We start from the raw sequence: 13,189 nt of genomic DNA, 5'->3' as shown, positions 1-13,189 counted from the left end.
AGCGCACGCCCGGAACCGGCGGCACCTTGGGCTGGCGCTTCGGCGCGAGCGGGGAAACGGGAACATCCTTGCCGGCCATTGGGGCTTCCTCCTCGGGAGCACGACTGGGAGACCGGCGAATCCTCCGTCCACCGGGCAGTGCGTCTCGTCCGAAAGCCCCTCTGCCGCAGCCCGATGACGAAAACAAGAAGGGCGGCCGCAAGGGCCGCCCGCAAATTGGACCGGATCGCGAGCGAAGCGCTCAGTTCTTCTTCGGCTCGGCCGGCTTGGCGGCGTCCGGGGCCGGGGTGGCCGGGGCGGCAGGGGCGGCAGGCTTGTCGAGGCGCTCGACCTTGGCCTTCTCGCGCAGCGCCAGCACGGCGTCCTGCTGGGCCTTGCGCTCGAGATACTGCTCGATCTGCGGCTTGACCGCGGCGTAGTCCGGCAGCGGCTTGGTGCGCTTGTCCTCAAGCTTGATGACGTGCCAGCCGAACTGGCTCTTCACCGGGGCCGAGACCTCGCCCTTCTTGAGCTTGAAGGCGGCTTCGGCGAATTCCGGCACCATGCGGTCCTTGGTGAACCAGCCGAGATCGCCGCCCTCCTTGCCCGAGCCCGGATCCTTCGAGACGTCGGCCGCGACCTTGGCGAAGTCCTCGCCCTTCTTCAGCCGATCGACCACCGCCTTGGCCTGGTCCTCGGTCTCCACGAGGATGTGGCGGGCATGCGCCTCCTCCTCGGGAGCCATCGCCTTGGTGGTGTCCTCGTACAGCTTCTTGGCGGCCTCCTCGGTCACGGCCTTCTTGCCGAGGCCGGTGAGGTACTGATCGAGCAGCACCTTCTCGCGGTAATAGGCAAGGCGCGCCGCGAAATCGGGCGTATCGGCGACCTTGGCCTCGGCCGCCGCCTTGGCGCCGAGCTTGAGGTCGACAAGATAGTTGATGACCTCGTCGCGCTTGCGGTCCTCGGGGAGCTGGGCGAGGCGTTCGCCGAGGTCCTCGGTCGCGAGCTCGACCTCCTGCTGCGTGATCGGGATGCCATCGACCTTGGCGACGACCTTGTCGGCCTGGGCGAAGGCTGGCGCCGCCATCAGGACGAAGCCGAGGGCGGCGATGAAACGGGTGGACTTCATGAAGGACGGCCTTTCGCAGGAGAGCCGAAGACACGGGGTCGGGCGCTGCACTGCCAGTTGAACGCGGCAAAGGCAAGGCGGTTCAGCCGCTTGCCGGGGCGGATCGCGCCGCTTTGCCCGATGCGGCCGGCGGCATCGCGCCGCGGCCCGGCGGCGGCCTCCCTTGGAAGCGGCGCCGCGCGACCCCACATGCTGCGCAAATCCCTTGCCGTTTTGCCCCCGCTCGGGCGAAACGCGTGCTGGACCCTGCCCGCGCACGCGTCTAAACACGCGGTCGCAAATTCGAGAATACCGCGGCCGACCGGCCCGGGCGCCTGACCCAGCGATCGCGCCTGCCGGACGGCCGAGACATCACCTGAAAGGCCCAACATGCTTGGCGCGCTCGCAAAGAAACTCTTCGGCTCGTCGAACGACCGCCGCGTCAAGGGCTACCAGCCCCGCGTCGCGGCGATCAACGCCCTGGAGAACGAGGTCGCGGCGCTCAGCGACGAGGCGCTGAAGGCGCGTACCGAGGAGTTCAAGCGCGAGCTCGCCTCCGGCAAGAAGCTCGACGACCTGCTGGTGCCCGCCTTCGCCACCGTGCGCGAGGCGGCCAAGCGCGTGCTCGGCCAGCGCCCCTACGACGTCCAGCTCGTCGGCGGCATGGTGCTGCACGAGGGCGCCATCGCCGAGATGAAGACCGGCGAGGGCAAGACCCTGGTCGCGACCCTGCCGACCTATCTCAACGCGCTCGAGGGCAAGGGCGTCCACGTCGTCACGGTCAACGACTATCTCGCCCGGCGCGACGCCGAGTGGATGGCGAAGCTCTACAACTTCCTCGGCCTCTCCGTCGGCGTCATCGTGCACGGCCTCGACGACGAGGAGCGCCAGCGCGCCTATGCCTGCGACATCACCTACGGCACCAACAACGAATTCGGCTTCGACTACCTGCGCGACAACATGAAGTACGAGGTCGCGCAGATGAGCCAGCGCGGCCACCACTTCGCCATCGTCGATGAGGTCGACTCGATCCTGATCGACGAGGCCCGCACGCCGCTGATCATCTCCGGCCCGCTCGACGACAAGTCGGAGCTCTATGTCGCGATCGACAAGGTGCTGCCGGGCCTGGTGCCCAGCGACTACGAGGTCGACGAGAAGCAGCGCACGGTGGCGCTGACCGAGGACGGCAACGAGCATATCGAGGAGCTGCTGCGCGAGGCCGGCATCCTCACCGAGGGCGAGCTCTACGACGCCCACAACATCACCATCGTCCACCACGTCAACCAGGCGCTGAGGGCCCACGCCCTCTTCACCCGCGACAAGGACTACATCGTCCGCAACGACGAGGTCGTGATCATCGACGAGTTCACCGGCCGCATGATGCCGGGCCGGCGTTATTCGGAAGGGCTGCACCAGGCGCTGGAAGCCAAGGAGCACGTCACCGTCCAGCCCGAGAACGCGACACTCGCCTCGATCACCTTCCAGAATTACTTCCGCCTCTACGACAAGCTCGCCGGCATGACCGGCACGGCCGCGACCGAGGCCGAGGAGTTCTTCCAGATCTACAAGCTCGAGGTGGTCGAGATCCCGACCAACCTGCCGATCTCGCGCAAGGACGAGGACGACGAGGTCTACCGCACCTTCGAGGAGAAGGTCCGCGCCATCATCCGCGAGATCCAGTCGGCCCAGGCCAACGGCCAGCCGATCCTGGTCGGCACCACCTCGATCGAGCGCTCCGAGCTCGTCGCCGAGATGCTGGAGAAGGCCGGCTACAAGCTGCTCGACTTCACCGATCCGAAGGCGCTGGAGCCGGTCTACGAGGCCGCCCGCCAGGGCAAGACCACCAAGGCCTTCGCCGTACTGAACGCCCGCTTCCACGAGCAGGAGGCCTATATCGTCGCCCAGGCCGGCGTGCCCGGCGCGATCACCATCGCCACCAACATGGCCGGCCGCGGCACCGACATCCAGCTCGGCGGCAATGCCGAGATGCGCATCGCCCACGACCTCGCCGGGGTGGAGGAAGGCCCGGAGCGCGACGCGAAGGCGGCCGAGATCCGCGCCGAGGTCGCCGATTTCAAGCAGCGCGTGCTCAGGGCCGGCGGGCTCTACATCGTCGGCACCGAGCGCCATGAGAGCCGGCGCATCGACAACCAGCTGCGCGGCCGCGCCGGCCGCCAGGGCGACCCGGGCCGCTCCAAGTTCTTCCTGTCGCTGCAGGACGATCTGATGCGCATCTTCGGCTCGGACCGGATGGACGGCATGCTGCAGAAGCTCGGTCTCAAGGAGGACGAGGCCATCGTCCATCCCTGGATCAACAAGGCGGTCGAGAAGGCGCAGGGCAAGGTCGAGGCCCGCAACTTCGACATCCGCAAGAACATCCTGAAATACGACGACGTCATGAACGACCAGCGCAAGGTCGTGTTCGAGCAGCGCCGCGACTTCATGAAGCAGCCGAGCGTGCGCGAGACCATCGACGACATGCGCCACGGCGTGGTCGAGGACCTCGTCGCCCGCCACATCCCGGAAGAGGCCTATCCCGAACAGTGGGACACCCCCGGCCTCAAGCAGGAGGTGGTGCAGTTCCTCAATCTCGACCTGCCGGTCGAGGACTGGGCCAAGGAAGAGGGCATCGCCGACAGTGAGCTGCGCGAACGCATCCGCAAGCTCGCCGACGAGGACTATGCCGGCCGCATCCAGCGCAACACCGAAGAGGTGATGACCTATGTCGAGAAGCAGGTTCTCCTGCAGACCCTCGACCATCTCTGGCGCGAGCACCTGGTCACGCTCGACCATCTGCGCCAGGTCATCGGCTGGCGCGGCTACGCCCAGCGCGACCCGCTGCAGGAATACAAGGCCGAGGCCTTCGAGCTCTTCGACGGGCTGATCGGCCAGCTGCGCCAGCAGGTCACCGGCCATCTCTCGCGCGTCGAGGTCCGCTTCGAGCAGCCCGAGGAGCAGCAGGCGCCGCTGCAGGTGCAGGACGGCGGCACCGCCGGCAGCTTCGGCGGCGGCGATTACGGCCAGGGCGGCGGCGTGCAGTTCGCCGCGCTCGGCGCCGAGGACACCGCCGTGCTCGACCGTAACCCGAACGATCCCGCGACCTGGGGCAAGGTCGGCCGCAACGAGCCCTGCCCCTGCGGCTCCGGCAAGAAGTTCAAGCACTGCCACGGGCAGTTCGCCTGAGGACTTTGAAGAGGCGCCTTTTCGGGACGACGGGCCGGCCCTGAAGGGGCCGCGGCGTTCGGGTCGCGCCTCGGCGTGGCGTCGGGGCAATGTCTCATTGCTGAGAGCCGGCCCGGGTCTGCATCTGCGCAGTGAGGAAAGAGCCTGCTTATGCTCCGGCTGCGGCGGCGCCGATTGCGCGCCAGTTCGGCGTAAGCCGCCCCTCGAATCCGATCGACCCTACGCCCGTGTGGTCAGTGTCGAAAGCTGGTCGGTGTCATAGCGATCTCGCAGCGCGGAGAGCGCTTTCGGGTCGGGAGCGCCTGACGCTGCGAGTTGCGCCAGCTCCTCGAAATAGTGCTCGTGCCCCGGCGGCGACACGGTCATCAGCACGCGAGCCTGGCGCTCGCTGACATTGGTGATGTTGTGGGGCACGCCTGGCGGGATGAAGAGGAAGGTCCCGGGGCGGGCGCGAACGATCTCGTCGCCGACATGCCACTCGCATTCGCCGTCGAGCACGTAGAAGGTTTCCTCCTGGACCCGATGGACATGCAGGCCGGTGGCGAAGCCGGCCGGGATCGTCCAGTCGAACATGCTCGTATGCTTGGTGTCCCCGCCGGTGACGAGGAACACCATCGGATGCCCACGCAGCATGACCCCGCTGTTCTGCTCGGGCATGCGAATGACGGGAACGGCGTTCATGCGATCCTCCATCGGCTGGGATTGCGATCGGCAGGCACCCCGCCACGTTGTCCCCGCCGTCTTGGGGAGTCGTGAAGCCCTTCCGAAATTGTTGCGAAAAATGCCGAACCGGTACCATCCTCCGGTATGGCGAAGACCCTGGCATTTGGCCCCTTCCGCCTCGATGCCGAAGCCGGAATCCTGTTCCGCGGCAGCGAGCCGGCGGCACTTGGCCGGCGTGCCGTCGCCCTGCTCGCGTTGTTGCTGGGACGACAACGCTGCCCCGTTTCCAAACAGGCTCTGATCGAGTCGGCCTGGCCGAGCCGTGCGATCGAGGACAGCAATCTGACGGTGCAGATCGCTGCGATCCGGCGCACGTTGCAAGACCACGACGGCGGCGCATGCTGGATCGAAACGCTGCCACGCCGTGGCTATCGCTATGTCGGGCCGGCCGTGACCAGCGATGGTCCCGATGTCGCGACCTTCAGCGGGCCCGTTCGAGGTCTCGCACTGCCCGACAGGCCGTCCATCGCGGTGCTGCCGTTCGTCAACATGAGCGGCGACCCGGAGCAGGATCATGTCGCCGATGGAATGGTCAGCGATATCATCACCGGCCTCTCGCGCATCAAATGGCTTTTCGTCATCGCGCAGAATTCGACCGCCATCTACAAGGCGCGGGCCGTCGACGTGAAGCAGGTCGGCCGCGAGCTAGGCGTGCGTTACGTGCTCGAGGGCAGTGTGCGGAAAGCTGGCGGCAACCTGCGCATCAGTGCCCGGATGATCGATGCCTCGACCGGCGCGCATGTCTGGGCCGAGCGCTACGATCGCAGCTCGGACGATATCTTCGCGCTTCAGGACGAAATCGCGGTTTCGGCTGTGGGGGCGATTGCGCCGAGCCTCCGGCGGGCCGAGATCGACAGGGTCAGGCGAAAGCGGCCCGACAGCCTCGATGCCTATGATCTCGTGCTCAGAGCGCAGTCCGACGTCGATTCCGGCATGCCCGAGCAGGTGACCCGAGCGCTCAGGCTGCTCGATCGCGCCATCGATCTCGACCCTGAATATGGACTGGCCTACGGCAACGCCGCGATGTGCCATCATTGCCTCTTCCTCCGCTCTGGCTTGCAGGAGGCCAACCGCGCAGCCTCGATCGACCACGCTCGCTCCGCGCTCATTCACGGCAAGGACGACGCGACTGCCCTGACTCTTGCGGGATTTTCCATGGGCATGGATGGCCACGATCGTGACGCGGCCTTTACCGCCCTGGAAGCCGCGCTCACCCTCAGTGCGTCTTCGGCACTGACCTATATTCTCGGAAGCGTCATGTTCGGATGGGCCGGGGAGGCCGAGAAGGCCATCGCATGGAGCGAGCGCGGCATGCGGCTGAGCCCCTTCGACCCATGGGCTTTTGCCGCTTTCGACGCGCAGGCGATGAGCCATCTGCTGCGCGGCCGCTATGACGAAGCCTGCCATGCGGCGCATCGATCTGTTCAAGCCAATCCCGCGCACAGCATCACCTATGTGCAGTTGGCGGCTGCGCTCGTTAAACTTGGGCGGCACGAGGAGGCCAGGCGCGCAGCGGCGCGGGTCCTCGAACTCCATCCGACATTCCGTTTTAGCCGCCAGTTCGCAGGCGTGAACTGCGCTCCTGAGCTTGCGGAGGTGCTCGGCGGCGCGCTGCGGTCGGCGGGGCTGCCGGAGTAGTTCTTCAAAGACACCCGATGTCGGCCATGGGTCGGAAGCGGGCTTCTGATGCGACATCGTTGGGGAAGAAGGTAGCAAATTATCAGGAGGGAATCTCATCCAGGATGCGCCCGATCATGTCCGCTTCGCTGGCCTCTAAAATTCTCCTACGGTCCAAGACCCAGGACCCATCAAAATCCAGGTAAGGGGGAAACGCCGGTGGGAGATAGCGCTCGACAATGCGAGTGCCGAGCAGCGTGCGCTTGCCATCGCGAACATCGTAGACGTGGAGAATAGCGGGGGAGCGGGGGCGGCCGGATTCTGCCGAGAAGCGCTTTCCGGGCTTGTGAGCCCCCAGGGTAATCTCGATGAAGTCGTCGGAGCCATTAAACCTATTGTCCGCAACCCCACGAACATAGACGCCTTGCGAATATCGGAAGCTGAAAGTGTTGGCAAAACCTCGCTGCTGCGCATGTGCCTCGATATCGGGAGTGGTGATGTCGACCATGAGGGGGCGACCTTGAATCGGAACGGTGGACCAATCGATCGGCTTTGCGTTTAGCTCTGCGACCTCAATCGCTCGCCAGTCGACGAGATGACGCTGGCCGACCCATGCCACAATCGGCAGCAGCGACGCGAAGCAGACTGAAAACGAGACTAACTTGCTGCGCTTAATGGCGGAACCTACCAAAAAGCAGAACGCGGGCACTGTATAAAGCAAGCTGTTCAATGGAACCATGACGGATAGGCGGCGCGGTGAACCCGCTCCGGTAGCTGCGTCAAACTGCATATACATTACTGTACTGGTGGCCACGCCAAATACGATCGCGGCAGTAAGCGGCCCCCCGAGTGGTATTGGCGAGAACTGATACGAGGGGACATCACGAGCCAGTTTGCGCTGCATGTAACCTAGCCCAAACAGCAAGCCCCCCGGAACAGAGCCAGGAGGCAAATCCAGGAGCTTGGGGAGGCCGGTGAGTCTGGCAGCTCGCAGCGACCAGAGAAATGTGTCGTTGGTGCCTGGCAGCAGCATCGCCCTTATCAGGCTCGCGTACTGATCGAAGCCAATCAAGGTGACAGCCCCGACAAAACACAGCGTGGTCTGGTCACGCCGCCAGTTTCCCACCGGTCTCATGATCGCAACCGCACCCAATAAGCCAGCCAGGATCAAAATATTTCCACTCAGAAGAAAATACCTGTTGAACACTAAACCCATGGCCAGATCGTTGAGGACGAGCATGAAAGCGGCCGCCGTCAAGGGCACAGGAAGCCCGAGCGTGAGGAGGCGCGAGGCAAAATTTTTCAGGATGAGGCCGACTACGCCGACAATGGGGAGCGCAGCAATTGCAGACACGAAAAGCAGCGCTGTAGTGATGGAGATGCCCGCGATAAATCTATTGTTCGCAGACAATGACCAAGGAAACGCGAATAATACTGCGAGCGCTATAAGGAAGACGACGAGCGTCTGTCTGGCGAACGCTTTGCCTTCGATCGGGCTGAGTGTGAGGGAGCGCATCATGTCTCGCAACTTGAATGGCGCTCGACACTAGAGCGATGGTGCTAGGAAATCCTTTCGGGTGATTGGGCCTTCCCTACAATGTCCGCAGCGGGCCGATAGCAGACACTGCCGCGAACTTATCCCCGCCCCCACACGCCTCGCCTATGATCGCTGCGCCTCGTCCCCGAGGGGCAGCCATCCGGAGGTATGCCGTTGGTGGGGACGGGGGCGGCGCCTGCGGGTGGGGTTACGACTCACTCCCGGGAGGCTTCGGGGCACCGCCCTGGGGATACTACGATCCCTGTGCGAGGAGCTCGCTGGACGGGCTGGCGGAAGCGGTCCTGTCCGACACCGCGGTGTGGCGCACCCCATGGGGCGTTGAGGCCGCAGGACGGCAGGGCAGGCCCGCCGCGCCCTTATAAGCGCGGCCCGAAGACTTAAGAACGCCGGCAGGCGGAGCGCCACGGGGCGTGCGGAAGGTGGCTCAATCCTTCCGCGCCGCATCCTGGCTCAATGGAAGCGGCCCTATACACCTAGCGCCTCGCGGCGCTCCGCTGCCCCTCATGACAGCCGAACGCGGCAACGCGGGCGGGCGAAGGCGCTTGCCGGCATAAACCTGTCGGCCTGGCTGCCCGCCGCGCCGAAGCCGCGATGTTTCGCGGCGCGGCTCCGCTGGCGGCTTGCATCCGCCCGCCGCAACCGCCAGTTTGGGCGGCCGCCGCGACAGCGGCCGGCGGCTAAGGGGAAAACGAGATGGATCTGTCGGGGTTCAACATCGCGGTCATCGTCGTGGTGGCGCTGGTGATCCTGACGATCGCACGCGGCGTCCGCACCGTTCCGCAGGGCTACAACTACACCGTCGAGCGCTTCGGCCGCTATTCGCGCACGCTGAGCGCCGGCCTCGGCCTGATCGTGCCCTATATCGACCGCATCGGCCACAAGGTGAATGTCATGGAGCAGGTGCTCGACATTCCCTCGCAGGAGGCGATCACCAAGGACAATGCCGGCGTGCGCATCGACGCGGCCGCCTTCTTCCAGGTGCTCGACGCCGCCAAGGCCTGCTACGAGGTCGCCTCGCTCCACGAGGCGCTGATGGTCCTCACCATGACCAATATCCGCACCGTCGTCGGCTCGATGGACCTCGACCAGCTCCTCTCCCATCGCGACGAGATCAACGAGCGGCTGCTGCGCGTGATGGACGCCGCCGCCTCGCCCTGGGGCGTCAAGGTCACCCGCATCGAGATCCGCGACATCCTGCCGCCGGCCGACATCGCCGGCGCGATGAACCGGCAGATGAAGGCCGAGCGCGAGAAGCGCGCCGCGATCCTCGAGGCGGAGGGCCTGCGCCAGGCCGAGATCCTCAAGGCCGAAGGGCAGAAGCAGTCGCAGATCCTCGCCGCCGAGGGCCGCAAGGAATCCGCGCTGCGCGACGCCGAGGCGCGCGAACGGCTCGCCCAGGCCGAGGCGACGGCGACCGCCATGGTCTCGGAGGCGATCGGCAAGGGCGACATCCAGGCCGCCAACTTCCTGATCGCCGAGCGCTACACCGACGCGCTGAAGGCCATCGCCAGCGGCCACAACAGCAAGGTCGTGATCGTGCCGATCGAGGCCGCCGCGCTCGCCGGCACCGTCGGCGGCATCGCCCAGCTCACCAAGGCGGTCTTCGGCGAGGATGCCGAGCAGGCCCGGCGCACCTCCGGCTCGGTGCCCGCGGCCGGGCGCGCGAGCGGCTGAGGCGGCCATGCCCGACTGGCTCATGGTCCACAATGGCTGGCTCTGGGCCATCCTCGGCCTCGTCCTGATCGGCGGCGAGGTGCTGGCGCCCGGCGTCTTCCTGATCTGGCTCGGGCTGGCGGCGTTGCTCACCGGGGCGGCGGTCGGCGCCTTCGGGCTCGGCTGGCAGGCCGCCTGCATCGTCTTCACGATCTTCGCCATCGCCTGCGTCGCCGCCGGCCGCATGCTGACGCGCCGCAAGAGCGAGGAGCCCGATGCCGCGACCGGGCTCAACGATCGCGGCCGCCAGCTCATCGGCAAGGTCTTCCGGCTGGAGACGACGATGACGGGCGGCGAGGGCCGCGTGCGCGTCGGCGATTCGTCCTGGCGCGTGACCGGACCCGAGCTGCTGGCCGGCACCGAGATCCGCGTCGTGCGCGTCGAGGGCTCGACCCTGGTCATCGAGAAGGCATGAGATTTTTGCATCGCTTGCGACGTTTCGCGCGTCGGCATTGCATCTAGGGCGTTGGCCTGGCGCCCGGCGAGGACTATAGCAACCGCTCCGTCACGAGCGCGACCTCCATGACCCCTGCCAGCGAACGCCTCTCCCTTCCCAAGGACCGCATCAAAGTCCTGCTGCTGGAAGGCATCAATGATTCCGCCGTCGCCCTGATGCAGCAGGCCGGCTACTCCAATCTGGAGCGTTTGCCCAAGGCGCTGGACCGCGCGGCGCTGATCGAGAAGATCCGCGGCGTGCACGTGCTCGGCATCCGCTCGCGCACCCAGCTCACGCCGGAGATCTTCGCCGCCGCCGACCGGCTCTTCGCCGTCGGCTGCTTCTCGGTCGGCACCAACCAGGTCGATCTCGAGGCCGCGCGCCAGCAGGGCGTGCCGGTCTTCAACGCGCCCTTCTCCAACACCCGCAGCGTCGCCGAATTGACCATCGGCGAGATCGTCATGCTGCTGCGCCGGATTCCGGATCGCTCGCGCTCGGCCCATGACGGCGGCTGGGACAAGTCCGCCAACGGCTCCTTCGAGGTGCGCGGCAAGACGCTCGGCATCGTCGGATACGGCAATATCGGCAGCCAGCTCTCGACGCTGGCCGAGGCGATGGGCATGCGGGTGATCTATCATGATCACACCGACCGCCTGCGCCATGGCAACACCGAGCCGGTCGACAGCCTCGACACGCTGCTGGCCACCGCCGACATCGTCTCGTTGCACGTGCCCGAGACGCCGCAGACCCATGGCATGATCGGGGCGGCGCAGATCGCCCGGATGAAGCCCGGCGGCTATCTCATCAACAATTCGCGCGGAACGGTGGTCGATCTCGGTGCGCTGGCCGCGGCCCTCAAGGAAGGCCGCCTCGCCGGGGCGGCGGTCGACGTCTTCCCGGTCGAGCCGGCCTCCAATGCCGAGCGCTTCGTCTCGCCGCTCCAGGGCTGCGCCAACGTCATCCTCACGCCGCATATCGGCGGCTCGACCGAGGAGGCGCAGGAGCGCATCGGGGCCGAGGTGGCGCGCAAGCTCGTCGACTACTCGGATGTCGGCGCCACGGTGGGCGCGGTCAACTTCCCGCAGGTGCAGATCCCGGTCCGGGCCAACGGCACCCGCTTCATCCATGTCCAGCGCAACGTGCCCGGCATGCTGCGGCGCCTCAACGACGTCTTCGCCAACCGCCAGGTCAACATCGCCGCGCAGAACTACCATACCGACGGCGAGGTCGGTTATGCGGTGATAGAGGCCGACGGCGTATCGAGCACGGAAGCGCGCGACATCCTGCGCGAGATCCGCGCGCTGGACGGCACCATCCGCGCCCGCCTGCTCTATCAGCGGGACTGAAGCCCGCCTCGGCGGGCTTGACGCGTCAGCGCTTGTCCTTGCCGCCGGGCTTGATCGGCGTCTGCGTGGCGAGGGGATCGCTGGCCGGGAAGGTCTCCTTCAGGGCCTCGTCCAGCTCGTCGTCCGTGCCGCGCCTGCGCGCGGCCTCGCGCTGTTGCTTCTGTTCCTTGCGCAAGCTTTCCTTGGCGGGATTGGCGGTTGCGTTCATGGCTTCCCCCTGGGTGGCGCCGCGTCGCGACGCGGCCGTCGCCCAAGCAACGCGGCAGCGCTGCCCGCGTTCCGCCAGAACGTCAGCGCAGCCATGCCATGACGCCGCAGGCCGGCCTCTGGATCGGGACGCCCGGCCTTCCCATCTGGTGAGGCCACGTCGTCATCGCCGGTCCGCACCGGTGCCAGCCAGCAGGGCCTGCCATGGTCGCGATCTCCGTCCTTGATCTCGTCCCCGTCGTCGAAGGCGAGGGACCGCGCGACGCGCTGCTGAAGTCGATCGACCTTGCCCGCCATGCCGAGGCGCTGGGCTTTACCCGCTACTGGGTGGCCGAGCATCACAACATGGTCGGCATTGCGAGCGCGGCGACCTCGGTCGTGATCGGCCAGCTCGCCGCCGCGACGACGACGATGCGGATCGGCGCCGGCGGCATCATGCTGCCGAACCATGCGCCGCTGGTGATCGCCGAGCAGTTCGGCACGCTGGAGGCGCTCTTCCCCGGCCGCATCGACCTCGGGCTTGGCCGCGCGCCCGGCACCGACCAGCTCACCATGCGCGCGCTGCGCCGCAGCCCGATGTCGGCCGATACCTTCCCCCAGGACGTGCTGGAGCTGCAGGCGCTCTTCGCCCCCGCCGGCCCCAGCCAGGCGATCCGCGCCGTACCGGGCGAGGGGCTGAACGTCCCGCTCTGGATCCTCGGTTCCAGCCTGTTCGGCGCGCAGCTCGCCGCCGAGCTCGGCCTGCCCTATTCCTTCGCCTCGCATTTCGCGCCCGACGCGCTGATGCAGGCGCTCGCCGTCTATCGCGAGCGCTTCAAGCCGTCCGAGCAGCTGCAATCCCCCCACGCCATGCCCGGCATCAACGTGGTCGCCGCCGAGACGGACGCGGAAGCGCGCTACCTCGCAACCTCGTTGCAGCAGCGTTTCGTCGGTATGGTCAGGGGTGCGCGCGGCAAGCTGCAGCCGCCGATCGACGATATCGAGCAGTACTGGTCGCCGGCGGAGAAGGCGCATGTCTCGCAGATGCTGCGCTACGCTTTCATCGGCTCGCCCGAGACGCTGCGGCGCGAGCTCGGCGCCTTCGTCGCCAATACCGGCGCTAACGAGATCATGGTCACGGCACCGATCTTCGACCATGAGAAGCGCAAGCGTTCCTACGAGATCGTCGCCGCACTCGCCCCCGAGCTCGGCAAGGCGCGCGTCGGCGCCTGAGGCGCAGGCCACCACGGCCATGCGCCGAGACAATAATGACGCGCATTTGCATTATTCATGCGAATGCGAATGATTTTCAGATAGCCTGCTTTTGCAAATGCCGGCGC

General features: G+C 66.5%; 10 protein-coding genes. 6 read left to right on the top strand and 4 right to left on the bottom strand.

Annotation, left to right across the window (positions count from 1 at the left end):
• Positions 1–241: 241 nt before the first annotated feature.
• Positions 242–1,108 carry a peptidylprolyl isomerase gene (locus tag BGO20_RS10080; protein ID WP_291659766.1) on the bottom strand — a complete coding sequence of 289 codons (867 nt, stop codon included), beginning with the start codon at positions 1,106–1,108 and terminating at the stop codon, positions 242–244.
• A gap of 369 nt (positions 1,109–1,477) precedes the next feature.
• On the opposite strand from BGO20_RS10080, the gene secA reads away from it, so the two are divergent.
• Positions 1,478–4,270: a preprotein translocase subunit SecA gene (secA, locus tag BGO20_RS10075; RefSeq protein WP_291659767.1), complete on the top strand. Its 2,793-nt coding sequence runs from the start codon at positions 1,478–1,480 to the stop codon at positions 4,268–4,270.
• 219 nt (positions 4,271–4,489) lie between these two features.
• On the opposite strand, the gene BGO20_RS10070 is transcribed toward secA, so the two are convergent.
• Positions 4,490–4,951 (bottom strand): cupin domain-containing protein, encoded by a 462-nt coding sequence (locus BGO20_RS10070; RefSeq protein ID WP_291659768.1) that lies wholly within the window; start codon positions 4,949–4,951, stop codon positions 4,490–4,492.
• 126 nt (positions 4,952–5,077) lie between these two features.
• On the opposite strand from BGO20_RS10070, the gene BGO20_RS10065 reads away from it, so the two are divergent.
• Positions 5,078–6,631 carry a winged helix-turn-helix domain-containing protein gene (locus tag BGO20_RS10065; RefSeq protein ID WP_291659770.1) on the top strand — a complete coding sequence of 518 codons (1,554 nt, stop codon included), beginning with the start codon at positions 5,078–5,080 and terminating at the stop codon, positions 6,629–6,631.
• Between the two features lie 82 nt (positions 6,632–6,713).
• Here BGO20_RS10065 and BGO20_RS10060 read toward each other — a convergent pair whose 3' ends face one another.
• Complete coding sequence (locus BGO20_RS10060; protein WP_291659771.1) at positions 6,714–8,129, bottom strand: hypothetical protein; 1,416 nt, start codon at positions 8,127–8,129, stop codon at positions 6,714–6,716.
• Positions 8,130–8,861: 732 nt separating this feature from the next.
• Here BGO20_RS10060 and BGO20_RS10055 point away from each other — a divergent pair.
• The 3 genes from BGO20_RS10055 to serA all read left to right on the top strand — a co-directional run bounded on the left by BGO20_RS10055 (position 8,862) and on the right by serA (position 11,663).
• Entirely contained in the window at positions 8,862–9,842 is a 981-nt protein-coding gene (locus BGO20_RS10055; protein WP_291659773.1) for an SPFH domain-containing protein, read from the top strand.
• Between the two features lie 7 nt (positions 9,843–9,849).
• Positions 9,850–10,296 (top strand): NfeD family protein, encoded by a 447-nt coding sequence (locus tag BGO20_RS10050; RefSeq protein WP_291659774.1) that lies wholly within the window; start codon positions 9,850–9,852, stop codon positions 10,294–10,296.
• 107 nt (positions 10,297–10,403) lie between these two features.
• Entirely contained in the window at positions 10,404–11,663 is a 1,260-nt protein-coding gene (gene serA / locus BGO20_RS10045) for a phosphoglycerate dehydrogenase (RefSeq protein WP_291659775.1), read from the top strand.
• Positions 11,664–11,688: 25 nt separating this feature from the next.
• Here serA and BGO20_RS10040 read toward each other — a convergent pair whose 3' ends face one another.
• A complete protein-coding gene (locus tag BGO20_RS10040) occupies positions 11,689–11,871 on the bottom strand; it encodes a hypothetical protein (RefSeq protein ID WP_291659776.1) in 183 nt (60 codons plus the stop codon).
• A gap of 203 nt (positions 11,872–12,074) precedes the next feature.
• On the opposite strand from BGO20_RS10040, the gene BGO20_RS10035 reads away from it, so the two are divergent.
• Entirely contained in the window at positions 12,075–13,082 is a 1,008-nt protein-coding gene (locus tag BGO20_RS10035) for an LLM class flavin-dependent oxidoreductase (protein WP_291659777.1), read from the top strand.
• Positions 13,083–13,189: the final 107 nt, after the last annotated feature.

The organism is Allobosea sp. 67-29 (assembly GCF_001898115.1).
Classification (GTDB): Bacteria; Pseudomonadota; Alphaproteobacteria; order Rhizobiales; family Beijerinckiaceae; genus Allobosea.
Note: the sequence above shows the minus strand (reverse complement) of the source record. Positions and strands in the feature narration are given on the sequence as shown.

Excerpts from the sequence above, each read along its gene's own strand:
- BGO20_RS10055 (WP_291659773.1), top strand. The coding sequence starts at position 8,862 with ATGGATCTGTCGGGGTTCAACATCGCGGTCATCGTCGTGGTGGCGCTG.
- BGO20_RS10065 (WP_291659770.1), top strand. The coding sequence starts at position 5,078 with ATGGCGAAGACCCTGGCATTTGGCCCCTTCCGCCTCGATGCCGAAGCC.
- BGO20_RS10080 (WP_291659766.1), bottom strand. The coding sequence starts at position 1,108 with ATGAAGTCCACCCGTTTCATCGCCGCCCTCGGCTTCGTCCTGATGGCG.
- BGO20_RS10070 (WP_291659768.1), bottom strand. The coding sequence starts at position 4,951 with ATGAACGCCGTTCCCGTCATTCGCATGCCCGAGCAGAACAGCGGGGTC.
- BGO20_RS10060 (WP_291659771.1), bottom strand. The coding sequence starts at position 8,129 with ATGATGCGCTCCCTCACACTCAGCCCGATCGAAGGCAAAGCGTTCGCC.
- secA (WP_291659767.1), top strand. The coding sequence starts at position 1,478 with ATGCTTGGCGCGCTCGCAAAGAAACTCTTCGGCTCGTCGAACGACCGC.
- BGO20_RS10035 (WP_291659777.1), top strand. The coding sequence starts at position 12,075 with ATGGTCGCGATCTCCGTCCTTGATCTCGTCCCCGTCGTCGAAGGCGAG.
- BGO20_RS10050 (WP_291659774.1), top strand. The coding sequence starts at position 9,850 with ATGCCCGACTGGCTCATGGTCCACAATGGCTGGCTCTGGGCCATCCTC.
- BGO20_RS10040 (WP_291659776.1), bottom strand. The coding sequence starts at position 11,871 with ATGAACGCAACCGCCAATCCCGCCAAGGAAAGCTTGCGCAAGGAACAG.
- serA (WP_291659775.1), top strand. The coding sequence starts at position 10,404 with ATGACCCCTGCCAGCGAACGCCTCTCCCTTCCCAAGGACCGCATCAAA.